The sequence below is a fragment of the Micromonospora sp. CA-248212 genome, assembly GCF_050948405.1.
Taxonomy (GTDB): Bacteria; Actinomycetota; Actinomycetes; order Mycobacteriales; family Micromonosporaceae; genus Micromonospora.
Window position 1 is genome coordinate 31,309 of record NZ_CP192023.1, and the last position, 25,849, is coordinate 57,157.

Below are 25,849 nucleotides of genomic sequence, written 5' to 3' on the forward strand. Positions count from 1 at the left end.
TGGTGAGCTGCCTCTCCGCGCTGTCATCCGGTGCCGGGAAGGCGGCCCTCGCAGCGCACGTCCGGATCGACCACCGGCCGGCGGGGCATCATCCAGTCCAGGGCGGTCTCCTCCACCGGCCAACCGCCCACCGATACGAGGCTGTACGGCACCGCCGCCGCCTGCGGGCAGAGGACCTGCGACTCGACCCAGTCGTTGGGCAGGAACCGCACGGCGGCCGTGCGGTCCAGCACGATCGTCGACGTGTCGGTGACCGTGATGAGCGCCCCGAGCACCACCTCCCGGCCGCCCTCGGCCGTACCGTCGCGGGCCGCGGTGCCAGCGCTCGCCGCCGGGGACGTCGAGGCAGGCGTCGGGCTCGTGGTCGGGCTCGGGGTCGCCGTCTCGGTGGTGTGCTTCGGAAGCACCTCGATCGCGGCGGTGGGCAGCACCGGCACCCGGAGGAAGACCGCGCCCATCACCACGGGGAGCACGGCGGCGACCGTGAACGCCAGGCCGTGGGTCAGCGTCGGGGCGATCCAGTCGGGGATCGGGCCGGTGAGCAGCAGGGTGGCGGCGGGCGGGACCGCCAGCAGGGCGGCGGTGGCCAGCTCGCCCTCCCGGTACGCCGTCCAGATCGCCGGGCCGAGCACGCTGTACGCCAGGACCGCCGCCGCCAACGGCAGGGCCACGCTGACGAACAGGATGCGCATTGGCTGATCCGGGTGCAGGTAACGGGTCCGCAGCGCCAGCAGCCAGAGGCCGAGCATCAGCAGCGACGGTAGGAAGCGGAGCTGCCAGGTGAGCGCCCCCAGCGCGACCGCCGCGCTGATCACCCACCCGGGGGTACGTGCCGTCCCCGAGGCGAGCAGTGAGCGTTCCGGGTCGAACCGGTCAGGAGCGCTGAGCCGGAGCAGTCGACCGAGGACGCCGAAGGTGAGCACGACGACGGGGAACGCCCACACCAGGGCGATCAGGAGGGCGCTGAGCAGGCCGAGCGGGCTGACGTACTGGACCAGCAGCAGCATCGTGGACATGTCCTGCTGGCTGAGCTGCCAGAGCCGCAGCACCAGCAGGAGGACGGGGAAGGCGGGTAGGAGGGTCAGCAGCCACTGTTGCGCCTGCCGCGCCCCCGCCATCCGACGCGGGCGAACGGCCCAGTGTGAACCGGTGACGACCCGGGGTGCGCCGGGGGCGGCAGGGCGATCCTCTCCCACGGCCACTGTCGCACCTCCACCTTCCTCGGATCGGGTTGCTGCTGCTCCGCGACCGGCTGCGGGAGGTTGTATCCCTGCTGCCATCGGAGGTTGGCGTTGAACGCGTTCTCCCAGGCCGAGTTCTCCTCGTCCTTGGCCGACTCGTAGAGAGCCAGGTCGACCAGGTCGAGCAGGGCCTTGTTGGGGCCGGTGTTGACGCCCCACCGCTCCTGCGGCGACGAGCCGATGTCCCAGTGCCGCAGCGGTTTGACGTTCTTCAGGGTCACGGTGAACCGCTGGCCGTCGTCGCCCGGCCGGTCACCGGTGACGAAACCGGCGAGGATCGCCGCGTCGGTGGTGACCGCCTGCACCTTGCCGTCGTACATCTCCTGGATGCACTCGCTGATCCGGTTCCGGCCCACCGGCGTCGCGCCGGCCTCGGCGAGGCGCTGGATGGACGTCGAGGTCGTCAGCGAGCAGACGGTCAGGCCGCGCAGGTCCTCCAGGCTGCTCACCTGGCCCTTGAAGTCCTCCAACGTCACCACCGACTGCTCGGTATGCAGGTACGCGGCCGAGAAGACCGCGCCCTCCTCCCGGCGCTTGTCGTTGATGCTGTACGAGGCGATGACCAGGTCGACGGTGACGAAACCCTCGCCGTCCTGGGCCTGCCGGCGGGCCCGGTCCTCGCTCTCGATCGGCACGAAACGCACCTGCGAGTGGTCGAAGCCGAGATAGCTCGCGATCATGTACGCGATGTCGACGTCGAAGCCCTTCCAGACGTTGTTCGGAAGGCGCTGTGAGATGCCCGGCTGGTCGTCCTTCACTCCGATGATGAGCTGCTGCTTGCCCTTGAGGTGAGCGTCCTCCAGCAACTCGTCCCGGGTCGGCGGACCCATGGCGAGGACGATCGGGACCAGGGCGGCGGCCAGCACGGCCAGCGCGACGACGAGCCCCACGAGTCGGATCTGACGGGTCCGCGTGGTGCGCGACGGTGTGTCCGCCGCCGGTGCCGGCCCGGCGGGGCTCGGCTCGCTTGCCTGACTCAACTAGGCCCTCCCCGCTACCCGGCCCGGTGACCGGCCCTCCATTGTGGGGCCTGCTGGCGAGCGAGGGCACCCCGACATCCGCCGGATTGGCGACACCGTCCCGGGCCGCAGTTGCGGTTGATCGACACGAGTTCGCCGAAGTCGGGGTATCAACTCGACTCCGATACCCCCAAATCAGCGACCTCGTGTCGATCAAGGCGGTCGAGCCCGGCGCTGGGCTCGAGCACGGCCCTCGATCGAGGCGCGCGCATGACCTCCGCCACGTCGGCCGGTCGGGGCACCGGCCGACGCGCCTGCGGTGAAAGACTGTCGCCGCAGGCAACGGGTGGCGTGAGGGGGCGCGGGTGCGCTGGCGCAGTTTTGTCGCGGTCGGGGACAGCTTCACCGAGGGTATGGACGACGCGTACCCGGATGGCACCTTCCGGGGTTGGGCCGACCTGGTCGCGACCCGGCTCGCCGCCGAGGCGGGCCCCGACTTCCGGTACGCGAACCTGGCCATCCGGGGTCGGCTCTTCCCGAGCGTGGTCGCCGAGCAGGTGCCCTCCGCGGTGGCGATGAGGCCCGACCTGATCAGCTTCGCGGCCGGCGGCAACGACGTGCTGCGCCGCACCTTCGATCCGGAGACGCTGGTCTCCCGCTTCGACGATGTCGTCCGGCAGCTCCGCTCGGGCGGCGCGGACGTGCTGCTCTTCCGATTCGCGGACGTGATGGCACGCCTGCCCGGCCAGCGTCTCGTCGCTCCCCGGGTGCAACTGCTCAACCAGGCGGTCGGCGAGACCGCCGCGCGGCACGGCGCGATCCTGGTCGACCTGTACGCCGACGACACGTTCCTCAACCCGATGCTGTGGAGCACCGACCGGCTGCACCTCTCCCCGGCCGGTCACCGACGGGTCGCCGGGCAGGTGTTGAACGCGCTCGGCGTGGGCTGTGACGAGGAGTGGCTGCTGGTCCCGCCGCACCCGGCGCCGTCGCCGTGGCTCGCCGCGCGTGCGTCCGACCTGCGCTGGGCCGGGCAGTACCTGGCCCCGTGGATCAAGCGGCGGCTCACCGGCCGGTCGTCCGGCGACACGGTGACCGCGAAGCGCCCGCTGCTCGGGCCGATCGCCGACTGAAACGTGCGCACGTTGCACACCGCGCCGCTGCTGCGCCTCGAACGGGACGGCGAGCCGGTGCCGGAGCACGGCGTGCTGGTCAGCGGCGACCGTATCGAGGCGGTCGGCTCGCTGGCCGAGTTGACCGAGGCCCACCCGGAGGTACGGGTCCGTCGCTGGCCCGGCACGCTGGGGCCGGGCCGGCTGTGGGCCGAGCCCTTGCCGGCAGCGCCCACCCCGCGCGAGCGGGTGCACGCGCTGCTGCGTACCGGAGTGACGGCGGTACTGGCCGACCGTCTGGCCGATCCGGCACTACGGGGCGCCGTCGACCGCAGCGACCTGCTGGTGCTGGCCGGACCAGTGGCACCGACCCTGGTGACCGGTGGTCGGGCGGACCTGTCGGTGCACGACGTCGACGGAACCTGCCTCGCGACCGTGGTCGCCGGCCGGATCGTGCACCGACGCGCCTGAACGCGCGGCGTTAGCTGCGACACCCCTGACCCCCCCGATCCCCGATGGCGGACCGCCCGGCGGTGTCGCGGCGTACCTTGGGGCTCATGTCTGTGCCGAACGATCCTGATCCCCGCCTCCAGTCGTACGCCGACCCGCGGCGGCTGGTCACCACCGACTGGTTGGCCGAGCACCTGGGCGACGAGGGCCTCGTCGTGGTCGAGTCCGACGAGGACGTCCTGCTCTACGAATCCGGTCACCTCCCCGGCGCCGTCAAGGTCGACTGGCACCTCGACCTGAACGACCAGGTCACCCGGGACTATCTCGACGCGACCAGCTTCGCCGAGATGTGCGCCGCGAAGGGCATCGGTCGGGGCGACACCGTCGTCTTCTACGGCGACAACTTCAACTGGTGGGCCGCGTACGCCCTCTGGGTCTTCTCGCTCTTCGGCCACGCCGACGTGCGGCTGCTCGACGGCGGCCGGCAGAAGTGGGTCGCCGAGGGGCGAGAGCTGACCCGCGACAAGCCGGCCCGGCCCCGCGCCGACTACCCGGTGCCGCTGCGGGACGACGCGCCGCTGCGCGCGTTCCGCGAGCAGGTGATGGCCCACATCGCGGTGGGCCGGCCGCTGGTCGACGTCCGGTCCCCGGGCGAGTACACCGGCGAGATGCTGCACATGCCGGACTACCCGCAGGAGGGCGCGCTGCGGGGTGGGCACATCCCGGGCGCGGTCAACAAGCCGTGGAAGTCCGCCGCGAACGAGGACGGGACGTTCAAGTCCGCCGACGAGCTGAAGGCGATCTACGCCGACCAGCTCGGGCTCAGCCCGGACGACGACGTGATCGCGTACTGCCGGATCGGCGAGCGGTCCAGCCACACCTGGTTCGTGCTGCGGCACCTGCTCGGCTACCCGCAGGTGCGCAACTACGACGGCTCGTGGACGGAGTGGGGCAACCTGGTCCGGGCGCCGGTGGTGAAGGGCGACCAGCCCGGCGGCATCGCCGCCTGAGACGCGGACTCGGCCGGCTGAGCACGCCACGCTGCTCAGCCGGCCAGTACCAGCACGCCCGCTCTTCCGCCGGCCAGCGCCAGCACTCCGCTGCTCAGCCGGCCAGCGCCAGCACGCCGCGCAGCTCGGCGATGATCCCGGTGATCTCGCCGGTCTCCGGGTCCCAGCGCGCCAGGGCGGCCGGTTCCAGGCGCAGCAGCACCGCGCCCTTGTTGTCCCAGCCCAACACCGGGCAGCAGCCCTTGGCGCGGTCCCGCCCGAGGTCGAGCAGGTGGGTCACCGAGCCGGTGCGCGAGTCCAGCACGGCCACCCCCTCCGCGCCGCTGATGTGGGCGTTGACGATCCACGCGGCGCTGGCCAACCGGCCCCCGTGCAGCCAACCCCGGCCGTAGAACTCGTTCACCTGATAGGGCGGCGGAAGCGAGTCCACGGTGATCGGCTGTTCGGAGCGGACCGGGCCGTCGAGGGCCGTCCGGCTCTGCAGCTTCAGGCCACCGCGCTCGCCGACCAGCTCGAGCAGAGCCGCCCCGCGACCGGCCTCCGGATCGGGCGTGACCACATGCCAGGCCGACAGGTCGGTGGTGCTGGCCGCCTCGGTGTCCCGCTGCACCACGTACGTCCGGTCGTCGCCGCCGACCAGCACCCGGTCGTGCGCCCACACCACCAACTCCAGGTAGCCCTCGAGTGGGATGCGACGTACGCCCGCCGTGGTGAGGTCGACCATGATCAGCTCGTTGGTCTGCGCGAAAGCTGCCCACCGACCGTCCGGCGACAGGACTCCCGGCTTGACCGCTGTCGCCTCGTTGCCGCTCTCATCCCAGGTGGGTGCCGGCGTCACCACGTCCAGACTGCGGACCACGCCGTCGTCGCCGAGGATCCGGATCACACCGTCCGGTTGACCCTCCTCGCTCAGCGGCTGGAACAGCGCCAGCGCCCGCTGGACCGGTCGGGCGGACAGCGCCACGGTCGGCGGGCCGCTGATCCGGCTCAGCGGATCGGGTGGGTAGGTCAGCTTGGCGGGCGGGCGCTGCACGGGATCGGCGTGGGTGGGCGCGACGGTCGGCGCCACCGGATGGGCCAGGCGTGGATCGGGGGACGGTCGCAGGGCGACCGCCGCGCCGCCGGCCAACGCCACGGCCACGACGACCGCGCCGACGGCCCGTCGGGTACGTCGGGTGCGTCGCGCCCGATCCCAGCCGTCCGACGCCGGTGCGCTGGGCAGCACGTCCTGCACGGTGACGGTGAACAGGTCGCGCAGGTCTTGCTCGTTCACTGGTTCACCTCCACACCGTTGGCGCCCCGACCCGGTCGGTCGTCCCCGGTGAGGGCGGGAGCAACCTCCCGGAGCCGCCGCAGCGCCAGGTGGCACTGGCTCTTCACGGTGCCGACGGTCACCCCGAGCGCCTCGGCCGTGGCGACCTCGGTCAGGTCCTCGTAGTAACGCAGCACCAGCACGGCCCGCTGCCGCGGCGGCAGCGTCCCCAGCGCGTCGTGCAGGGTCAGCCGCAGCGCGCCGTCCCGGTCCGGCGCGGCCCGCTCCGGCGGCGTGGCGCTGAGCCACTCCCGGCGACGACGTCGCCACCAGGACACCGCGTCGCGGTAGAGGATGGCCCGCACGTACGCGGCGGGATCGCCGTCGCGGACCGAGGTCCAGCGCAGCGCCAGCTTCAGCAGGGCGTCCTGGAGAAGGTCCTCGGCCTGGTGCCGGTTGCCACAGATCAGGAAGGCCGCGCGCAGGAGCCGGTGCTGGTTGCCTTCCACGAACGCGAGGTAGCCGTCGCGGCCGTCGTCCGCCGTCGATCCCATCCGCACCCCTTCCGGCCGCCCGCGGTGCGCGTCACCCGACAGACGCACGGGAGGGCGGAAAAGGTTGGACCGATTTTCCGGCCGGTCGCAGGATCCGCCACGCCACCACCGTCACCAGCGCGAAGACGCCCGCCGCCGCGCCCACCACCGGGACCGTCCCATGGGCGGCGGCGACCAGCCCGGCCAGCCCCGCGCCGACCGGCGCGGTGAGCAGACCGATCATCCGCTGGGCGGCGCCGACCCGACCGAGCAGCCTCGACGGCACCTCCCGCTGACCGTACGACGCCCACAGGCTGTTCCACACCACCGTCCCGGCGGCGAAGACGGCAAGCGCGAACCCGCCCGGCACCGGATGCCGGGCCAGCGCGAAACCGGTCAGCGCCACGGTCTGCGTGGCGAGAACCGCACCCAGCGCGGGTACGGTGCCGAGCCGGGCGGCGAGCCGGTCCGATGCCAGCGCCCCGGCGACCCCGCCGAGGATCACCGACGCGGCGAACAGCCCGTACCCGGCCGGCGGTATCCGCAACACGTCCAGCGCGTAGAGCACCAGCACCGCCATCAGGCCGGAGATCGCCAGGTTGCTCGCCGCGGCGAGCAGGGTGACCCGCCACATGGTCCGGTGCGCGCGCAGCCACCGCACTCCCTCGACGACGTCGCCCCACACCGACGCGCGCCCGGTCGCCGGCGTGGCGGGTACGGCGGCCGGAGCGGTGAGGGCGATCACGAGCAGGGCGGCCACCGCGAAGGTGACGGCGTCGAGAGCGAACGGGAGGGCGGGAGCGGCGGCGAACAGGACACCGGCGGCGGGAGCGCCGAGGAAACCCCCGGCCACCGCCGAGCCGGCCTGGAGGCGACCGTTCGCCCGGGGCAGCGCGGTCGGCGGCACCAGGGCCGGGAGCATCGCGAAGGAGGCGGCGTCGAAGAGCGTTCCCAGCGCGGCGAGCAGGAACGCCGCCACCAGCAGGAGCCCGATGCCGGCCCGGTCGACGGCCACCGCCACGGCCACCGCCGCCACCACTGCGGCGCGTGCCCCGTCGATGCCGGCCATCGTCCGGCGGCGGTCCCAGCGGTCCGCGTACACCCCGCCGAGCAGGCCGAAGAGCAGCGGCGGTATCTGCGCGGCCACGGTGACCGCGGCGATGACCCGGGGGTCGCGGGTCAGCGTGGCCGCCAGCAGCGCCAGCGCCGGCGTCCGCAGCGCGTCCCCGAAGCGGGACGCCACGGCGGCGGACCAGAGCAGCCGGAAGTCCCGGCCCAGAACGGAGGAGGTCATGCCGCCGACCGTGCCGGTTCGACCGGGTCGAGGGTCAAGCCGCCGGGCGAAAGGGGGACGCGGGCCGCCGGTGATCTTGGGTACGGTGAGCGCCGGCATCGGGACCGGGGAGAACACAGGCGTGGACCACACCTTCCAGGTCGACCTGCGTGGCGTGGTCGACCTGCTCAGCCATCACCTCTACGGCAGCCCTCGGGTCTACGTCCGAGAGCTGCTCCAGAACGCCGTGGACGCGATCACCGCCCGGCGTGCCACCGAGCCGGACGCGCCGGCGCTGGTCCGGATCGAACCCCCGGAGATCACCGGAGACGGCACCCTCCGGGTGCACGACACCGGCGTGGGCCTGACCGAGGCGCAGGTACACGAGCTGCTGGCGACCATCGGCCGCAGCTCCAAGCGTGACGAGTTGGGCTTCTCCCGGCACGAGTTCCTCGGCCAGTTCGGCATCGGCCTGCTCTCCTGCTTCCTGGTGGCCGACGAGATCCAGGTGCTCACCCGCCACGGCGACGATCCCACCGTCCGGTGGACCGGATACGCCGACGGCCGGTACGCGGTGACGGTCGCGCCGCCGGAGGAGGCCCGCGCCGACGTGGGCACCACCGTGACGCTGGTGCCCCGCCGTGATGCCGACCAGTGGTTCAGCACCCCGACCGTCGTCGACCTGGCGCGGCTCTTCGGCGCGTTGCTGCCGGTCACCGTCCGGGTCGGCGACGTGGTCACCACCGTCGGTGAACCGCCCTGGCCGACGACGCCGGGCACGCCGGTCGACCGGGCGGCGCTGATCGCGTACGCCCGCGACACGCTCGGGGTGGACCCGTTCGACGTGCTGCCGCTGAGCGTCCCCGAGGCCGGGCTGACCGGTGTCGCCGTCATCCTGCCGACCCCGGTGAACCCGGTGGCCCGTGCCGGGCACCGCGTCTACCTCAAGCGGATGCTGCTCACCGAGAACGCCGACGGCCTGCTGCCGGACTGGGCGTTCTTCGCGCACTGCGTCGTCGACGCGACCGAGTTGCGTCCGACGGCCAGCCGGGAGGCCCTGTACGAGGACACCCTGCTGACCGCGACCCGGGAGGCGCTCGGCGACCAGGTACGTGGCTGGCTGGTCCGGCTGTCGCGACACGACCCGCACCGGTTGGCCCAGTTCCTCCAGGTGCACCACCTCGGCGTGAAGGCGCTGGCCCTGCACGACGACGACATGCTCCGGCTGGTCGACAGGTGGTGGCCGATGGACACCAACGTCGGCACGCTCACCCTCGCCGAGTTCCGGGAACGCCACGGGGTGGTCCGCTACGCGGCCAGCCTCGACGAGTTCCGCCAGCTCGCCGCGGTGGCCGCCGCGCAGGACCTGGCCGTCGTCAACGCCGGTTACACGTACGACACCGAGCTGATCGAGCGGCTGCCGGCGGTGGACCGCTCGGTGCTGATCGAACGGCTCGAGCCGAGTGACCTCACCACCCGGTTCGAGGCCCTCGACCCCTCCGTGGAACTGGCGCTGCGGCCGTTCCTCACCGCCGCGCAGCGGGCCGTCGAGCGTTCCGGCTGCGAGGTGGTCATCCGGGCGTACGACCCGGTCTCGCTGCCCGCGCTCTACCTGGTGAGCCGGTCGGCGGCATTCAACGAACAGCTCGCCGCCAGCCGCGACCGGGCCGACGAGCTGTGGGGTGGGGTGCTCGACGCGCTTGCCGCCACCGCCCCACCGGACCGCCCGCAACTGGTGCTCAACCACCGCAACCCGCTGGTGCGGCGGGTCACGATGCTGGGCGACCCGGAGCTGGTCGGGCTCGCCGTCGAGGCGCTGTACGGGCAGGCGCTGCTGCTCGGGCACCACCCGGTCCGCGCGGCCGACGCCGCGCTGCTGAACGACGCCTTCCTCGGCCTGCTCGGCCGGGCCGTACCGGGACGGGAGCAGGCATGAGCGACGAGGACCTGTGGCGGGTGCTGCGCGGCATCGCCGACATGCCGTACGGGGCGGGGCAGATTGCCGCGCTGGAGCAGTTGCTGCGCCGGGTGGACGTCACCGACGACCGGCACCTCGCCTATGTGACCCGGATGCAGGCGACGACCGGGTACGTCTACGGAGGCGAGCCGGCGAAGTCGTTCGTCACGTTCTCCTGGTGCCTGTCCGAGTTCGACCGAGACCCGCAGCCCTACCACCAGCAGCACCTGCACCAGATGCTGTGGCACTTCAAGTACATGGTGTCGGGTCTGCTGGAGTTCCCCGAGGTGCCACTGGACCGCACGTACGCCGTGCTCGACGACATGGAGCGGCACTACCGGGCCGGCGGGCACAGCCTGCAGACCGTCCACAAGCACCGGTTCCGGGTCGCCGACCACGTGGGTGACGCCGAGGCGGCCGCGCACTGGTACCGGCTGTGGCAGACGACGCCCCGTGACGAACTGTCCGACTGTGCGGGTTGTGACCCGACGAGCCAGGTGGGCTACCTCGCCGCCACCGGTCGGGACGCCGAGGCGGTGGCCCTCGCCGAGCCGGTGCTCGCCGGCCGGCTCACGTGCACCGAGCAGCCGCAGGCGATCCTCACGGCGCTTCTGCTGCCGTACCTGCGCACCGGTCGGGGTGAGTCGGCGCGCGACGCGCACCGTGAGGCGTACCGCAAGCTGCGCGGCAGCCTCGCGGACCTGTGGGACATCGGCGACCACGTCGAGTTCTGCACGCTCACCGGCAACGAGGCGCGGGCGGTCGAGCTGGTCGAGCGGCACCTGGACTGGCTGGACCGACCGCCGTCGCCGGCCGCCGCCATGCACTTCGCGGCGACCGCCGCCGCCGCGCTGCGCCAGGCCGGTCTCGCCACCGTGTACCGGCGGGCCGCCGAGGGGCGGCCGGCGGCCGAGGTGCCGGCGTCGGCGCTGGCCGCCGAGCTGGCCGACAGGGCGACCGAGCTGGCCGCCCGCTTCGACGCCCGCAACGGCACCACCCACCAGTCGGAGTGGATCGCCCGTCGGCTCGCCGTACGACCCGGTGGTGAGCACCTGCCGCTGTCCGCGAGCGTTCGTCGCCGTTCGGCCCGAACCGGTGGGGACGCGCTGGCCGGCGGTGCGACGCCCGCGTCCGAACGGCCCGGCCGGGCTCCCGTCGAGGTGTCCACCGTGGCTCTACCCGCCGACGCCGACGAGCTGCTGACCGTCGCCGAGAAGAGCTGGGGCCAGCACGACCGGGCCACCTTCCGGGCGGCGCTGGCCGCGTACGACGACCGGTTCGACGCCGCCGACCTGCCACCGCGTACGGTCGCGCACCGACTGGCGCTGCGGGCGGCCGAGCGGGGCGACGAGGACGACGTCGAGGGTGCGGTCGAGCTGAACCGGGCGGCGTTGGACCTGTACCGCTCGGCGGGTGAGGAGCTGCCCGCCCAGGTGGTCGCGGGGCGGCTGGGTGTGCTGCTGACCCGCGCCGACGAGCACGCCGAGGAGGGGCTGACGTTGGCCCGGGAGGCCGCCGAGGCGCTGGATCGACTCGGTGACCCCCGGCAGCGCGCCGCCGGTTACGACCGGCTGGCGTTGGCGCTGCTGCACCGGCAACGCTGGGCGGACGCCCTGGCGGCCCTTTCCCGGATACCTGCCGACGCCGGTGGCGATGAGCACCTGGCGGCCCGGATCGCGCTGCACCGGGCACATCTGCTGGAGGGGTCCGACCGCGTCGACGAGGCCCTTGCCGCCGCCGTCCAGGCCCGCCGGATGGCCCGTGAGCTGGGCGTCGACGAGCTGATCACGGCCGCCTGCCTGGCCTGCGCCCGGACCGTCGACGATCCGGCGGAGGCGGTGGCCGCCTGCGACGAGGCGCTGCGGGTGGCGCCGGGGGACGCGGAGCTGCCCGTCCGGGTCGCCCGCGCGCGGGCACTGCTCTCCGCCGGCCGGGCCGCCGACGCGGTGGACGACTTCGTCGAGGCGGTGACGCTCTGCGTGGAGCGTGACGCCGAGGGGGACGCGTTCCTGCGCTGGGAGCTGGCGAACGCGTACCGGGTGGTGGGTCGGCTCGCCGAGGCGGCCGAGGTCGCCGAGGAGGCCGTGCTCGGCCTGGACCGCCTGGGCGCCCAGGCGGAGGCCGACCGCTGCCGGCACCTGCTGGCCGGGGTGTACGGCGGGCTCGGCGAGATCGACCCCGCGTTGGCTCTGCTGGAGCAGTTGTCCGTCAACCTGGACGGCCCGGACAACCTGCCCATCCGGGCCCAGGTGCTGGAGGAGGCCGGCGGGATCCTGTACGACGCCGACCGGGACGCCGCGGCCGCCGAGCGGTTCACCGCCGCCGCCACGGCGTACCGGCTCGCCGATCTGCCGTTGGACGAGCTGCGCGCCCGTCGCCGGGAGGCGTACGCCTGGTTCTGGTCCGACAACCTGCCGGAGGCGGTCCGGGTCGTCGAACTGGCGGACGGGTTGGCGGCGGTGTTGGCCGGGCAGCCGGAGCCGCCGCCACCGGTGACGTACGAGCTGGCGATGATGGCCGAGACGGGCGCGCGGGTGCTGACCGGGGAGGGCCGGGCGGACGAGGCGCTGGCACGGCTCGCCGGGGTGCCCGACCGACTGCGGTCGATCGAGGCGTTCGGTGAGGCGGCCCAGGTGGAGGTCCTCGTGGGTGAGCTGCTGCTCCGACTGGACCGGCCGGTCGAGGCGGAGCCGCTGTTGCGGCGCGTACTCGGTGGGTTGCCGGCCGGATCGCGGCCGGTCCGCCAGACCGCGTGGTTGCTGGCCCGCGCGTTGGACCTGCTCGACCGGCCCGCCGAGGCGGCCGCCCTGCGACAGGAGCACGACCTCGACCCGGACGACTGACCGCTGCGGGCCGCCGACCGGTATCCGTCGCCCCACGGTGTCCGGCTCGCGGTCTACGCTTGCCCGGTGACGGTGGAGCAGCAGGCACGGGGGGCGGCGGGTACGGGCCGGCGCCGGTCCCGCAAGGACGAGATCCTGGAGATCGCGGTCGGTCTGTTCGCCGCCCGCGGCTACCACGGCGTGTCGATGGACGACATCGGCGCGGCAGCCGGGGTGACCGGTCCGGCGCTCTATCACCACTTCGCCGGCAAGGAGGCGATGCTGGCCGCGGCGCTGATTCCGGTCAGCGAGGGGCTGCTGGCCGGCGGGCGGGAACGCGCCGCCGGGCACCCGGACGACCCGCGCGGCGTGCTGGAGTCCCTGATCGACTTCCACGTCGAGTTCGCGCTGGCCAACCCGGCCGTGATCGCGCTGCACCTGCACGAGTTGGACCGCCTGCCGGAGGAGCCGCGGCGACGGATCCGCCGGCTGCAACGGATGTACGTCGAGGAGTGGGTGACGGTGCTCACGGCGCTGCACCCGGGCATGCCCGACGGCGAGGCTCGGGTGCTCGCGCACGCGGCGTTCGGCCTGATGAACTCGACTCCGTTCCTCGGCGGCGAGGTGGACCGCCGACGTCGGGCCGAGCTGTTGCGTGGAGCGACCCTGGCCGCGCTGCTCGCCTGAGCCGACTCGTCAGAAGTACGCCGGTCATGATTCCCTGACATCGTCCCAACATCCGGACGCCGGGAGGAAACATGATCGAGTCACTGCTGGTCGCCAATCGGGGCGAGATCGCCCGCCGGGTCATCCGGACCGCCAAGCGGCTCGGCATCCGCGCGATCGCGGTGTACTCGGAGGCGGACGCCGACCTGCCGTTCGTCACCGAGGCGGACGAGGCGGTCCTCATCGGCCCGCCGAATCCGGCGCAGAGCTACCGCAACGTCGAGGCGATCCTCGCCGCCGCCAAGTCGACCGGCGCGCAGGCCATCCACCCCGGCTACGGCTTCCTGTCGGAGAACGCGGAGTTCGCTCGTACCGTCGAGGCCAGCGGGCTGGTCTGGGTCGGACCCGGCGCGGACGCGATCAGCGCGATGGGCGACAAGATCAATGCGCGGAACCTGATGGCGGCGGCCGGCGTGCCGGTCGCGCCCGGCACCACCGATCCGGCCGCTGACCTGGACGCGGCCGTGACGGCCGCCGCCGAGATCGGCTACCCGGTGATGGTCAAGGCCGCCGCCGGTGGCGGCGGCATGGGCATGGGCGTGGCCGTCGACGAGGCCGCGTTGCGCACCGAGTACGACAAGGTGCGCGCCTTCGCCGAGCGGATGTTCGGTGACGGATCGGTGCTGATCGAGCGGTACTTCCCCCGGGTGCGGCACGTCGAGGTGCAGATCCTCGGCCTGGCCGACGGTCGGGTGGTGGCGCTCGGCGAGCGGGAGTGCTCGGTGCAGCGACGCAACCAGAAGCTCGTCGAGGAATCCCCGTCGCCGGCGGTCTCGCCGGAACTGCGAGCGCGCCTCCTGGCGGCGGCCGTCCGGGCCGGCGAGGCCGTGGGTTACCGCAACGCGGGCACGGTGGAATGCCTGTTGGACCCCACTTCCGGGGAGTTTTTCTTCCTCGAGATGAACACGCGCCTTCAGGTGGAACACCCGGTGACCGAGTACGTCTACGGGATCGACCTGGTCGAGGAGCAGTTGCGGGTGGCGTCCGGGCTGGCGCCGACGTTCGACCCGGACGCGCTCGCGCCGAGCGGGCACGCCATCGAGATGCGGATCAACGCCGAGGACCCGAAGCGGTTCCTGCCCGGCCCCGGCGTGATCCGGACGTGGGTGGAACCGACCGGCGAGGGTGTCCGGGTGGACTCCGGCTACACCGGGGGCAACACGGTCACGCCGTTCTACGACAGCCTGCTGGCCAAGCTGATCGTCACCGGCGCGACCCGCGACGAGGTGCTAGAACGCGCGCAGGAAGCGGTGGCCGCCTTCCAGATCGAGGGCCCGAAGAACAACGTCCCGTTCTTCGCCGAGCTGCTGGGCAACGAGGAGTTCCGCTCCGGCGCCTACGACACAGGAATCGTCCCCCGCATGCGCTGACCTGTTCCGATCCGCTACCTGCAGTTGATCAAGAGGTTTGCGTCATCCGTGGCCGGAATTTTGACGCAAACCTCTTGATCGACGCGGCTGGCGAGGGCCTGTCAGCGGCACCTGAGGAGGTTGTCGGGGTTGTCGGTCTTGTGCCAGGGTTGGTTGGTCAGGCGGGGTGGCTCGCCTCGGCTCTGGCCGGGGAGGCCGGGACCGCCGGTGTCCAGCCTCGGTGCACGGTGGCTGCCCGGTACCGGGCCGCTGGCCCGGAAGTGCCGGGCGCGCGTGCGCCGGCGCCCTCTCGACCGCACTCCGATGCGCTGCGGAGCTCTTGGAAGGACCGTCGCAGCGCTGACCACCGGAGGCGTCCAGACGGTGGGGTCGAGCCGATGGCTGGCCCCGCCGTCCCGCCGGCACCAACGTAGCCACCCGACCGCCCGCAGTTCCATGCCGCCGCCGGTGATGGCATCCTTCTGGCCTGATTCATCCGCCGAAGGGTGGTCCGGTGCTGGCTGGACGGCCCACCTCGGCGGAGAGCCATCGCACACCGTGTCCGTACCGTTCTCGGCGCTGGCGGTTATCCGGGCCGATGCCGCTACCGTTGCCCCACCAGGGCAGACAGTGAGGTGACCCCATGGCGGAACTGCCAAACTCCGTGTCGATCCGTGAGGTTGGGCCGCGGGACGGATTGCAGAACGAAGAGCCCATCCCCGCCGACGCCAAGGTGCGACTGCTCGACGCGCTCTCCGCCACCGGCGTACGCCGGATCGAGGCGGTGTCGTTCGTGCACCCCAGGGCGATTCCGCAGATGGCCGACGCCGACGAGGTGTGGCGGCGGGCGGCGAAGGTCGACGGGGTGCGGTATTCGGCGCTGGTGCCGAACACCCGGGGCGCTCAGCGGGCCCTGGCCGCCGGCTTCACCGAGATCGAGGTGGTGGTGTCGGCCAGCGACACGCACAACCGCCGCAACGTCAACCGCTCGACCGACGAGTCGCTGGACGACATCGCCGAGCTGATCGACCTTCTGCACGGGGCCTCCGCGCGGGTCGAGGTGATCGTGGCGACCAGCTTCGGGTGCCCGTACGAGGGGGACGTCGACCCGCGCCGTGTCGCCGGCATCGTCGACCGGGTCGTCCGCGACGGCGCGGACCGGGTGGCCTTCGGCGACACGACCGGCATGGGCACGCCGCGTCGGGTCCGTGAGCTGCTGACCGCGGTACGCGGCCGCAACGCGCACGTGCCGGTGCTGCTGCACTTCCACAACACCCGGGGTACGGCGCTGGCCAACCTGCTGACCGCGCTGGAGCTGGGGGTGACCGAGTTCGACGCGAGCGTCGGCGGTCTCGGTGGCTGCCCGTATGCGCCGGGTGCGAGTGGCAACCTGGCGACGGAGGAGGCGGTGCACATGCTGCACGACATGGGCATCGACACCGGCATCGACCTGGACGCCCTGATCGAGGTGGCCGAGTTGGCCGAGGAACTGCTCGGCAAGACGCTGCCGTCCGGTGTGCTGCGGGCCGGCCCGCGTACGCGACTGACGCCGATGCCGAGCTGAGAACGCGCGGAAGGGGCCGGCGCACTGCCGGCCCCTTCGTGGTGCGCGGTTCGGTCAGCCCACCGTGGTGAGCGCCGACGGCCAGCTGTCGCGGAAGATGTCCGCGCTGCGGTCGGTCGCGCTGAACGTACCGGCGAACAGGTTGCTCACCCGGTTCGCCTCGGCGCTGCTCGGGTACGGGTTGGTGCAGCTGGTGCCGGCGCTGCCGCCGGACATCAGGATCGCGCAGTTGCCGTTGTAGTTGTCCGGCAGACCGAGGATGTGCCCGATCTCGTGGGTCATGATCCGCAGCGGGCTGTACTGCGCCGCCTGCTGGGTGTCGATGTAGACCCGGCCGTTGCCGAGGCTGGTCCGCACGGCGTACGAGCCGCCGCCGGTGATCTGGTAGATCCGCAGGTTGGAGCCGCAGTTCGCGGAGAGCGTCAGGTTGACGGTGGCGTTGTTCCAGATCGAGGCGGCCTGGTTGGCGGTGCCCGCGTAGGCGCCTGCCTGGCTGGTGTTGTAGCAGATGGTCATCGCGGCGGACGCGGGCGCGGGGTTGGCGACCGTGACGCCGAGCGTGGCACCTGCCGTCGCGACCAACGCGACGGCGAGCCGACTGAGTCGTGAGGTCATCGCTGACTCCTTATCCGGGAGGGGGTGCCAGGAGCCTATCCACAGAGATTAATAGATTTCAATGTTTCGTTCGAAGGAGCGTCGGTGCGGCATGGGTCGCCGGAGGGTGCGCGGATGCGATAGCCTAACGATCGTTCAGGTCAGCACGGGCGAGGGAGTCGGCGTGACGCTCGACGGTGAGGCGCTGGAACAACTGCGCAAGCGGGCCCGGTCCGGCGGCGCGGACAAGTACCACGCGGCCAACGAGGCCAAGGGCAAGCTCTTCGCCCGCGAACGCGTCGCGCTCCTCGTCGACGAGGGCTCCTTCGTCGAGGACGGCCTCTACGCCAACGCGCTCGCCGACGGCCTGCCGGCCGACGGCGTGGTCACCGGCACCGCCACGATCGACGGCCGGCAGGTCTGCCTGATGGCCAACGACTCCACCGTGAAGGCCGGCAGTTGGGGCGCCCGTACCGTCGAGAAGATCATCCGGATCATCGAGCGGGCCTACGGGGCCGGCGTCCCGATGGTCTACCTGGTCGACTCGGCCGGCGCCCGGATCACCGACCAGGTCGACCTCTTCCCCGGCCGCCGTGGGGCCGGCAAGATCTTCTGGAACCAGGTCCGCGCCTCCGGCTCGATCCCGCAGGTCTGCGCGCTGTTCGGCCCGAGCGCCGCCGGAGGGGCGTACATCCCGGCGTTCTGCGACGTGGTGGCGATGGTCGACGGCAACGCCAGCATGTATCTCGGGTCCGACCGGATGGTCGAGATGGTCACCGGGGAGAAGACCACCCTGGAGGCGATGGGCGGGGCCAAGGTGCACACCGCCGAGTCCGGCGTCGGGCACTTCCTCTGCAAGACCGAGGCCGACGCGCTCGACGTGGTGAAGACCTACCTGTCGTACCTGCCGGCGAACTGGACCCAGGCGCCGCCGGCCGCGCCGGCGGTCGCCGCGCCCGCGAAGGCCGACCTGGCCGCGCTGGTGCCGGCCAGCGAGCGGCAGGCGTTCGACATGCGACGGTACGTCAAGGGCCTGCTCGACGAGGGTTCCTTCTTCGAGATCCAGGCACTGTGGGCCAAGGAGCTGACCATCGGCTTCGGCCGCCTCGACGGCCAGGTCGTCGGCGTGCTCGGCAACAACTCGATGTTCAAGGGCGGCGTGCTCTTCGTCGACTCGGCCGACAAAGCCACCCGGTTCGTGCAGCTCTGCGACGCGTTCAACGTGCCGCTGCTGTTCCTCAGTGACGTGCCCGGCTTCATGGTCGGCAGCGCGGTGGAGAAGCAGGGCATCATCCGGCACGGCGCCAAGATGATCACCGCGATCTCCGAGGCGACCGTGCCGAAGATCTGCGTGGTCGTCCGCAAGGCGTACGGCGCGGGCCTGTACGCGATGGCCGGCCCCGGCTTCGAGCCGGACGCGACGATCGCGCTGCCCAGCGCCAAGATCGCGGTGATGGGCGCCGAGGCCGCCGTGAACGCCGTCTACGCCAACAAGATCGCGGCGATCGAGGACGCGGACGAGCGGGCCGCCTTCGTGGCCGCCAAACGGGCCGAGTACGAGCAGGACATCGACGTCGTCCGGCTCGCCAGCGAGCTGGTGGTGGACGCCATCGTCGAGCCGCACGACCTGCGCGACGAGCTGGTCCGCCGGTTCGCGGCGGCCCGCACCAAGGACCGCACCTTCTCCCGACGCCGCCACGGCGTCACCCCCGTCTGACCCGCAAGGAAGGGCCCCTACTTAACGCCTGGGGTATAGGAGGGGGCCCTTCCTAACGCTTCAGCCGCTTCCGCGTCACGAGCGCCGGGCGGCCCGCCCAGTAGGAGGATCGAGATGGACTTCCGGCTCACCGACGAACAAGCGGCGCTGCGGGAGAGCGTGCGGGACTTCGCCCGCGAGGTGGTTGCCCCGGTGATCGCCGAGCACTACGAGCGGCACACCTTCCCGTACGAGGTGATCCGGCAGATGGGCAAGATGGGCCTGTTCGGCCTGCCCTTCGACGAGGAGCACGGCGGGATGGGCGGCGACTACTTCGCGCTGTGCCTGGCCCTGGAGGAGTTGGCCCGGGTCGACTCCAGCGTGGCTATCACGTTGGAGGCGGCCGTCTCGCTCGGCGCGATGCCGATCTACCGCTTCGGCACCGAGGAGCAGAAGGCGACCTGGCTGCCCCGGCTGCTCAGCGGGGAGGCCCTGGCCGGCTTCGGCCTCACCGAGCCGGGCACCGGTTCCGACGCCGGCGGCACCCAGACGCGGGCCGTGCTGGACGGCGACGAGTGGGTGATCAACGGCGCGAAGGCGTTCATCACCAACTCGGGCACCGACATCACGGCCATGGTGACCGTCACGGCGGTGACCGGCACCAAACCGGACGGCTCCAAGGAGCTGTCGACGATCATCGTGCCCACCGGCACGCCCGGATTCACGGTGGCTCCGGGTTACTCCAAGGTCGGTTGGACCGCCTCGGACACCCACGAGCTGACCTTCGACGACTGCCGGGTGCCGGCGGCCAACCTGCTCGGTGCGCGCGGACGGGGCTTCGCACAGTTTCTGCGGATCCTCGACGAGGGCCGGATCGCGATCGCCGCGTTGGCTGTCGGCCTCGCCCAGGGCTGCGTCGACGAGTCCATCAAGTACGCCAAGGAGCGGCACGCCTTCGGCCGGCCGATCGGTGACAACCAGGCCATCCAGTTCAAGATCGCGGACATGGAGCTGAAGGCGCACACCGCCCGCCTGGCCTACTACGACGCCGCCGCCCGGATGCTTGCCGGCGAGCCGTTCAAGCGGCAGGCCGCCATCGCGAAGCTGCACGCGAGCACGATCGCGGTGGACAACGCCCGGGAGGCCACCCAGATCCACGGCGGCTACGGATTCATGAACGAGTACCCGGTCGCCCGGTTCTGGCGGGACTCCAAGATCCTGGAGATCGGTGAGGGCACCAGCGAGGTGCAACGCATGATCATCGCCCGCGATCTGGGCCTCTGATCCCACCCCTCGGGCGATCTCGGGGGTTACCGACCACTCCCCGTCGATCGACCCCTCGGCTGTCGGATTATCGGCGAGCGGACGTCGGCAGGACGACGTTCGACTGCCGATGGTCGGAGGCGAACCGTACTCTTCGTGCCCATGACTCCGGATCATGGGTGGTCGCGGAGCCCGGCCGGTCGTACCGGGCTGCCGGAGCTGCTCCGTGCGCACCGGCGCGCCGCCGGTCTGACCCAGGCGGAACTGGCGTCCCGTGCCCGAGTCGGTGTGCGGACGGTGCGGGACCTGGAGCGTGGCCGGTCGGTCCGGCCACAGCGCACCACCGTCGATCTGCTCGCCACGGCGTTGGGGTTGACCGGTGCCGTCCGGGCGGCATTCCTGGCCACGGCCCGTGGCCCTGTCGGCGGCGAGCCGCCGTCGGATGTCGGCCCGGGCGCGGTCGGCGTCGCGTCGGCGCAAGCCACCCGAGTCGACGCGCCGGTCGCCCTTCCGCCGCCGGTCGCCCTGATCGGACGCGATCGCGATGTCACCGAGTTGGCCGCGATGCTGACCGCGGAACACGGACCACGGCTGATCAGCCTCGTCGGCCTGGCCGGGGTCGGCAAGACCGCGCTCGCGCTCGCCGTGGCCCACGCGGCGGCACGGGCGCATCCGGGCGGTGTGGCCGGCGTGCTGGTCGGCGAGGGTTCGGACGGGCCGGACGTCCTCGCGGCCTCGATGACCGTCCTCGGCGCCGCCCGGTTACCGGAACTGGTCGCCCGCCTCGCCGGCCGGCGGGCGCTGCTGGTCATGGACGCCGTCGAGCGCGCCCCCGGCCCGGTGGCCGAGACACTGCACCGGTTGGGCACCGTACTGCCGTCGCTGCGGGTGCTGGTCACCGGCCGGCATCCGGTCGGGCTACCCGGCGAACGGGTCTGGCCGGTCGCCCCGCTCGAGGTGCCACCGCCGGACGGCGAACAATCCGGTCCGGCCACGCTCGTCTCGTGGCCAGCGGTCGCGCTGTTCATCGCACGGCTCGCCCAGGTCCGTCGGGAACCGCCCGGCCCCGACGAGCTACCAGCACTGGCCGCCCTGGTCCGCCGGCTGGGTGGCCTGCCACTGGCCATCGAGCTGATGGCCGCCCGGGGGCGGCTGCTCGACCTCACCGAACTGCTCGACCGGTACGGCGACCGGGTCCTCGACCTGACCACCTCGACCGAGGAGACCCGTGCCCGGTGGGACGGGCCGGAGTCGGCCGCCCGCCGTCCGTACGCCACCGATGCCACCCGGGCGGCGGTGGCGGTGACCCTGCGGGACGCGGTGGCGACCAGCTACCGCCTGCTCGCGCCGCACGAGCGCGACGCGCTGCGGCGACTCGCCATGTTTGGCAACCGGTGGTCGGTGGAGATGGCCGAGGAGATGCTCGCCGACGAGGCCGACCGGGACGGAACCGTCGCCATCGATCCGGTCCCGGTGCTGGACCGCCTGGTCGAGCTGGGCCTGCTGAGCGTTCGCGGCACCGGGCCGTTCCGGTTCCGCCTGCTCGACGCGGTCCGTGACTTCGCCGTGGAGCAGGCGGTCGGCGGTGGTGAGCTGACCTGCGTACGGCGTCGGCACGCGGAGGTGACCGCCCGCCTCGTGGCGCGGACCGCCGCCGACCTGGCCGGCCCACGGATGCTCGACGCGGTGCACCGGCTCGACCAGCTGAGCAGCGATATCAGCTCCGCGCTCGCCCACGCGGCCACCGATGACCCCCTGACCGCGCTCCGGCTCGCCGCCTGCCTCCCCCGCTGGTGGCGGTTCCGGGGCCGGGACGTCGCCGGGCGGCAGTGGCTGCGACGTCTGCTGGCCGACCCGCGAACCGCCGACGCGGACCCGATCCTGCGCGGCTGGGCCAGCCTCGGGATGGCACGGCTCGCGGCCGAACACGGTGCCGAGGCAGAAGAGTTACCCACGGCACGCGCCGCGTTGGAGATCTTCCGACACTCGGGCGACGTGACCGGCGAGTTGGAGGCGCGCGGGGTGCTCGGTGCTCTGCTGACCACCGTCGGCGGGCACGACGAGGCGCGGGATCAGGCCGAGGCGGTGCTCCGGCTCGCCGCCCGCAACGGTCGTACGCGTGATCTGGCGGTGGCGCAGAACAGCCTTGCCTGGCACGAGATCCGCGTCGGCGACCTGGCGGCGGCACGCCGGCGGCTGGCCGCCGTGGACCGGCTCGCGGCCGAGGGGGGTGAGCAGCGGTTGCGCGTGCTGGCCTGGGCCAACCGGGCCGAGGTGTCCCGCCTCGAGGGCCGGTACGCCGACGCCGTCGACCAGGGGCGGCGTGCGGTGGCGGCGTTGTTCGAGCTGGGCGACCCGGGACATCGCCGTCGGGTGCTCGGCACGGTCGGTCTGGCGCTGGCTCAGGACGGCCGTGCCGCCGAGGCGACCGAGGTGCTCACCGAGCTGCGCGCCGGCGGTGCCGAGGCGACCGTCGCCGTGCCGGGGCGGCAGTGGTTGGAGCGGGTCGGACTGCCGCGACCACGGTCGGACGACAGCGTGTTGTCGTGGAGCGGACCGGAGGCGGGGATCTGCGCGCTGATCGAGGGGAACCTGGCGCTGCACCGGGGTGATCGGGAGTTGGCGGCCGAGTGGTTCGCGGCCGCCGTCGAGGCCGGTCACGATCGCCGGGACGTCGTGGAGGCGCTGGTGGGCCTCGCCGCGAGCACCGGAGACCCGACGGTCCTCGATCGTCTGGACCAGGTCTGCGAGGAAACCGGGATCCGACTGCTGCCGCAGGAGTCCGGGCTGCTCTACGCGCTGATCGCCGCCCGGGGTGGAGCCACCGAACGGTGAGCGGTGGCCGGTCGGCGTCGATGGACCGCCGGATGGAGAGTGGCGCGGGCGAAGAGCCCCCTTGGTGCTACCCCTCGCTGTTCGCCCGCGCCGTCACCCCCCGGTGATTCCCCGGTGGGCGAAAGCCTGCCACCGTTGCCGGGGAAGAAGGTGTTTTTCAAGAGGTTTGTCCGGTCTTTGGGGTCAGTTCTGCCGGTCCTTCTGCCGGTACCGCCCGGAAGCCCATCTTGCGGGCCGACGGTCAGGTCGGGTCGCAGTCGTCGGCCGTCTCCTGCTCGGTACTGCCGGCGGTCGCGCCAGGATGGACCGCGTCCCGCACCCGCCGCAGGCCGTCGAGCAGTGCCGCCAGGGCCTCGGGTTCGAGTTGGCCGGTGAACCACTGTTCGATGATCCGCAGGTGCCCGGGCAGTGTCTCGTCGAGCCGCTGCATTCCGGACGCGGTGACCACCGCATACGAGCTACGGCGGTCGTTCGGGCATGCTCGACGGGTGAGCAGTCCGTCGCGTTCCATCCGGTCCACCACCCGGGTCACGCCGCTGGTGGACAGTGAGGTCTGTGCGGCGAGGTCGGTCATCCGTAGCTGGTTGCCGGGCGAGCGGGCCAGTCGGGTGATCACCTCGAACTCGACCTGGGAGAGGCCGTGCTCCTCGAGTTGGGCGGCGAACCGGGCTGAGAGCCCGGCGTGGGCCTCGTACAGGAGGCCAACCGCGGTGATCCGGGGGTCGTCGAACACGTTGGTCACTCGTTAATCCTACCAGTCCTTGACACGGGGAATGTTGTTGCGGTTATATTTGCTGAAGCAGTCGTTGGGCTACTAAACAATCCTCTGGAGGACACCAGTCATGACCAGCAGCATCGACGCGGTTACCCGCGACTGGGACGGTCTCACCATCCCGGCGGCCGGCACCTACGTGCTGGACGCGGCGCACAAGCGGGTCGGCTTCGTCGCCCGGCACATGATGGTGAGCAAGGTCCGCGGTGAGTTCAACGAGGCGACCGCCACCATCACCGTCAGCGAGGACCCGCTGCAGTCCTCGGTCGTCGCGACCATCCAGGCCGCCAGCATCGACACCACCCAGGACGACCGGGACGCGCACCTGCGCAGCCCCGAGTTCCTCGACGCGGAGCAGTACCCGACCCTGGAGTTCCGCAGCACCGGCGTCAAGTCCCGCAAGGGCAACGAGTTCGTGCTCGACGGTGAGCTGACCGTCAAGGGCGTCACCCGTCCGGTCGAGCTGGAGGTCGAGTTCGAGGGCGTGGGTCGCAGCCCGTTTGGCCAGGACATCTTTGGCTTCTCCGCGAGCACCGAGATCGACCGCGAGGAGTTCGGTCTGACCTGGAACGTCGCCCTGGAGACCGGCGGCGTGCTGGTCGGCAAGAAGATCAAGATCGAGATCGAGGGCGAGGCCGTCCGCCAGGCCTGATCCCACGGATCACCCGTACACCGGGCCCGCGCCGCACGTCGGCGCGGGCCCGGTGTCGTCCGTGCCGGGCGCGTGTGAATTGTCACGACTTGTTCTTGCCCCCGCGAGGTCCGGCATGCTGGCGACGGGGTAGAGATGGCGCCACGAGCGAATCCACTCGGCCGTCGTCGGATCACCGTCGTCGGCCTCTGGCCCCGGCCAGGCGAGCGCTCTTACCGTTGATGGTTCACAATGCGCTTCCGGGACGGCAGAATCCCGACCGCGCGGGTTGTCGGGAGGACACATGGGCAGGGACGTCTCGCAGGGCGCCTTCACCCGGGAGGACCGCGTCCGCTACCGGCAGAAGGTCCGGCGGTGCCTCGACGTCTTCGCCCTGATGCTCGACGACTTCGGGTTCGACGCCGACCGGCCGATGACCGGCCTCGAGATCGAGCTGAATCTGGTCGACTCGGCGGCCGAGCCGGCGATGCGCAACGAGGAGATCCTCGCCGAGATCGCCGATCCGCTCTTCCAGACCGAGCTGGGGCAGTTCAACCTGGAGTTGAACGCCGAGCCCCGGCTGATCGAGGGCGCCGGTTTCGCCGACTACGAGCACGACCTGCGTAGCAGCCTCTCCCGGGCCGACGAGCGCGCCGCCAGGTCCGACGCGAAGATCGTCCTGGTCGGCATCCTGCCCACCCTCACCGAGGGGCACCTGGTCGAGGACAACCTCTCCACCAACGAGCGCTACCGGGTCCTCAACGACCAGATCGTCGGCGCCCGAGGCGAGGCCATCGAACTCGACATCCGTGGCGTCGAGCAGTTGCGGACGCACACCGACTCGATCGCCCCCGAGGCGGCCTGCACGAGTCTCCAGTTCCACCTCCAGGTCGCGCCGGACAGCTTCGCCGACTACTGGAACGCGTCCCAGGCCATCGCCGGAGTGCAGGTGGCGGTCGGGGCGAACTCGCCCTTCCTCTACGGCCGCCAACTCTGGGCCGAGACCCGGATCGCCCTGTTCAAGCAGGCCACCGACACTCGTCCGGAGGAACTCAAGGCCCAGGGCGTACGCCCCCGGGTCTGGTTCGGCGAGCGGTGGATCACCTCGATCTTCGACTTGTTCGAGGAGAACGTCCGGTACTTCCCACCACTGCTGCCGATCTGCGAGGACGAGGACCCCGTGGAGGTGCTGCACGCCGGCGGGGTGCCCCAACTCAGCGAGCTGCGGCTGCACAACGGCACGGTCTACCGCTGGAACCGCCCGGTCTACGACATCATGAACGGCCGCCCGCACCTGCGGGTGGAGAACCGGGTGCTGCCCGCCGGTCCCACCGTGGTGGACATGCTGGCCAACGCGGCCTTCTACTTCGGACTGGTCCGCGGCCTGGCCGAGGCCGACCGGCCGATCTGGAGTCAGCTCACCTTCTCCTCAGCCGAGGAGAACTTCCACTCGGCGGCCCGCCGTGGTCTGGACGCCGTGCTGCACTGGCCCGGGGTCGGTGACGTGCCGGTCACCAAGCTCGTACTCGATCAGTTGCTGCCCGTCGCCGCGACCGGACTGGACGGCTTCGGCGTCGCGCCGGCGCAACGGGACCGGCTGCTCGGCATCATCGAGCAGCGCTGCCGTACCGGTCGCAACGGCTCCGTCTGGCAGACCGAGGCGGTCTGGGCGGCGGAGCACCACCACGGCATGGACCGCCCGGCAGCCCTGCACCACATGGTCAAGCGCTACGCGGAACTCCAACGCACCAACGAACCAGTCCACACCTGGCCCGTCCAGTAACCACCCCACCCCACCCCGGGCCTGGTT

20 protein-coding genes are annotated in these 25,849 nt (G+C 72.0%); 13 read left to right on the forward strand and 7 right to left on the reverse strand.

All coding sequences use genetic code 11. The features are described 5' to 3' along the window. Positions 1–23: 23 nt before the first annotated feature. Positions 24–1,118, reverse strand: a complete 1,095-nt coding sequence (locus tag ACQP03_RS00170; protein WP_357129354.1) for a hypothetical protein — start codon at positions 1,116–1,118, stop codon at positions 24–26. Further along, positions 1,082–2,131, reverse strand: a complete 1,050-nt coding sequence (locus ACQP03_RS00175) for a transporter substrate-binding domain-containing protein (RefSeq protein WP_433459785.1) — start codon at positions 2,129–2,131, stop codon at positions 1,082–1,084. The genes ACQP03_RS00170 and ACQP03_RS00175 overlap by 37 nt, the downstream gene beginning before the upstream one ends. 434 nt (positions 2,132–2,565) lie before the next feature. Here ACQP03_RS00175 and ACQP03_RS00180 point away from each other — a divergent pair, with 434 nt between their 5' ends. The 3 genes from ACQP03_RS00180 (at position 2,566) to ACQP03_RS00190 (ending at position 4,772) form a co-directional block, all read left to right on the forward strand. Beyond that, on the forward strand, positions 2,566–3,333 hold the full coding sequence (locus ACQP03_RS00180) for an SGNH/GDSL hydrolase family protein (RefSeq protein ID WP_357129360.1): 768 nt from the start codon (positions 2,566–2,568) through the stop codon (positions 3,331–3,333). Positions 3,334–3,336: 3 nt separating this feature from the next. Then, positions 3,337–3,783, forward strand: coding sequence for an imidazolonepropionase-like domain-containing protein (locus ACQP03_RS00185; protein ID WP_357129363.1), 447 nt, complete (start codon positions 3,337–3,339; stop codon positions 3,781–3,783). A gap of 86 nt (positions 3,784–3,869) precedes the next feature. Continuing rightward, positions 3,870–4,772, forward strand: coding sequence for a sulfurtransferase (locus tag ACQP03_RS00190; RefSeq protein ID WP_357129366.1), 903 nt, complete (start codon positions 3,870–3,872; stop codon positions 4,770–4,772). Between the two features lie 94 nt (positions 4,773–4,866). Here the strand turns inward: ACQP03_RS00190 and ACQP03_RS00195 are convergent, their stop codons facing one another. Genes ACQP03_RS00195 through ACQP03_RS00205 form a run of 3 tightly spaced genes read right to left on the reverse strand, consistent with a single transcriptional unit; the run spans position 4,867 to position 7,851 of the window. Further along, the gene (locus tag ACQP03_RS00195) at positions 4,867–6,045 is read right to left on the reverse strand and encodes a hypothetical protein (protein ID WP_357129369.1); all 1,179 of its coding nucleotides are present in this window, start codon (positions 6,043–6,045) and stop codon (positions 4,867–4,869) included. Beyond that, complete coding sequence (locus ACQP03_RS00200; protein ID WP_357129372.1) at positions 6,042–6,578, reverse strand: SigE family RNA polymerase sigma factor; 537 nt, start codon at positions 6,576–6,578, stop codon at positions 6,042–6,044. The genes ACQP03_RS00195 and ACQP03_RS00200 overlap by 4 nt, the downstream gene beginning before the upstream one ends. Positions 6,579–6,609: 31 nt before the next feature. After that, positions 6,610–7,851 carry an MFS transporter gene (locus tag ACQP03_RS00205; protein WP_357392206.1) on the reverse strand — a complete coding sequence of 414 codons (1,242 nt, stop codon included), beginning with the start codon at positions 7,849–7,851 and terminating at the stop codon, positions 6,610–6,612. 121 nt (positions 7,852–7,972) lie between these two features. Between ACQP03_RS00205 and ACQP03_RS00210 the strand changes: the two genes are divergently transcribed. The 5 genes from ACQP03_RS00210 (at position 7,973) to ACQP03_RS00230 (ending at position 16,248) form a co-directional block, all read left to right on the forward strand. Next, the gene (locus ACQP03_RS00210; protein ID WP_357171829.1) at positions 7,973–9,766 is read left to right on the forward strand and encodes an HSP90 family protein; all 1,794 of its coding nucleotides are present in this window, start codon (positions 7,973–7,975) and stop codon (positions 9,764–9,766) included. Continuing rightward, entirely contained in the window at positions 9,763–12,630 is a 2,868-nt protein-coding gene (locus ACQP03_RS00215; RefSeq protein ID WP_433459790.1) for a hypothetical protein, read from the forward strand. The genes ACQP03_RS00210 and ACQP03_RS00215 overlap by 4 nt, the downstream gene beginning before the upstream one ends. 66 nt (positions 12,631–12,696) lie before the next feature. Next, positions 12,697–13,296, forward strand: a complete 600-nt coding sequence (locus ACQP03_RS00220) for a TetR/AcrR family transcriptional regulator (RefSeq protein ID WP_355048539.1) — start codon at positions 12,697–12,699, stop codon at positions 13,294–13,296. 71 nt (positions 13,297–13,367) lie between these two features. Continuing rightward, positions 13,368–14,705 (forward strand): acetyl-CoA carboxylase biotin carboxylase subunit, encoded by a 1,338-nt coding sequence (locus ACQP03_RS00225; protein WP_357129381.1) that lies wholly within the window; start codon positions 13,368–13,370, stop codon positions 14,703–14,705. A gap of 622 nt (positions 14,706–15,327) precedes the next feature. Beyond that, the gene (locus ACQP03_RS00230) at positions 15,328–16,248 is read left to right on the forward strand and encodes a hydroxymethylglutaryl-CoA lyase (protein WP_363660114.1); all 921 of its coding nucleotides are present in this window, start codon (positions 15,328–15,330) and stop codon (positions 16,246–16,248) included. Between the two features lie 54 nt (positions 16,249–16,302). Here ACQP03_RS00230 and ACQP03_RS00235 read toward each other — a convergent pair whose 3' ends face one another. Next, a complete protein-coding gene (locus ACQP03_RS00235; RefSeq protein WP_357129387.1) occupies positions 16,303–16,863 on the reverse strand; it encodes a snapalysin family zinc-dependent metalloprotease in 561 nt (186 codons plus the stop codon). Positions 16,864–17,026: 163 nt separating this feature from the next. On the opposite strand from ACQP03_RS00235, the gene ACQP03_RS00240 reads away from it, so the two are divergent. The 3 genes from ACQP03_RS00240 (at position 17,027) to ACQP03_RS00250 (ending at position 22,636) form a co-directional block, all read left to right on the forward strand. Beyond that, entirely contained in the window at positions 17,027–18,559 is a 1,533-nt protein-coding gene (locus ACQP03_RS00240) for an acyl-CoA carboxylase subunit beta (RefSeq protein WP_357129390.1), read from the forward strand. Positions 18,560–18,673: 114 nt separating this feature from the next. Continuing rightward, complete coding sequence (locus tag ACQP03_RS00245) at positions 18,674–19,822, forward strand: acyl-CoA dehydrogenase family protein (protein ID WP_357392202.1); 1,149 nt, start codon at positions 18,674–18,676, stop codon at positions 19,820–19,822. A gap of 141 nt (positions 19,823–19,963) precedes the next feature. Beyond that, positions 19,964–22,636 carry an ATP-binding protein gene (locus tag ACQP03_RS00250; protein ID WP_357129398.1) on the forward strand — a complete coding sequence of 891 codons (2,673 nt, stop codon included), beginning with the start codon at positions 19,964–19,966 and terminating at the stop codon, positions 22,634–22,636. A 241-nt stretch (positions 22,637–22,877) separates the two neighbouring features. On the opposite strand, the gene ACQP03_RS00255 is transcribed toward ACQP03_RS00250, so the two are convergent. Next, complete coding sequence (locus ACQP03_RS00255) at positions 22,878–23,378, reverse strand: MarR family winged helix-turn-helix transcriptional regulator (protein ID WP_355048531.1); 501 nt, start codon at positions 23,376–23,378, stop codon at positions 22,878–22,880. A 100-nt stretch (positions 23,379–23,478) separates the two neighbouring features. Here ACQP03_RS00255 and ACQP03_RS00260 point away from each other — a divergent pair, with 100 nt between their 5' ends. Then, positions 23,479–24,060, forward strand: a complete 582-nt coding sequence (locus ACQP03_RS00260) for a YceI family protein (RefSeq protein ID WP_357129402.1) — start codon at positions 23,479–23,481, stop codon at positions 24,058–24,060. 283 nt (positions 24,061–24,343) lie between these two features. Next, complete coding sequence (locus ACQP03_RS00265) at positions 24,344–25,822, forward strand: glutamate--cysteine ligase (RefSeq protein ID WP_357129405.1); 1,479 nt, start codon at positions 24,344–24,346, stop codon at positions 25,820–25,822. Positions 25,823–25,849: the final 27 nt, after the last annotated feature.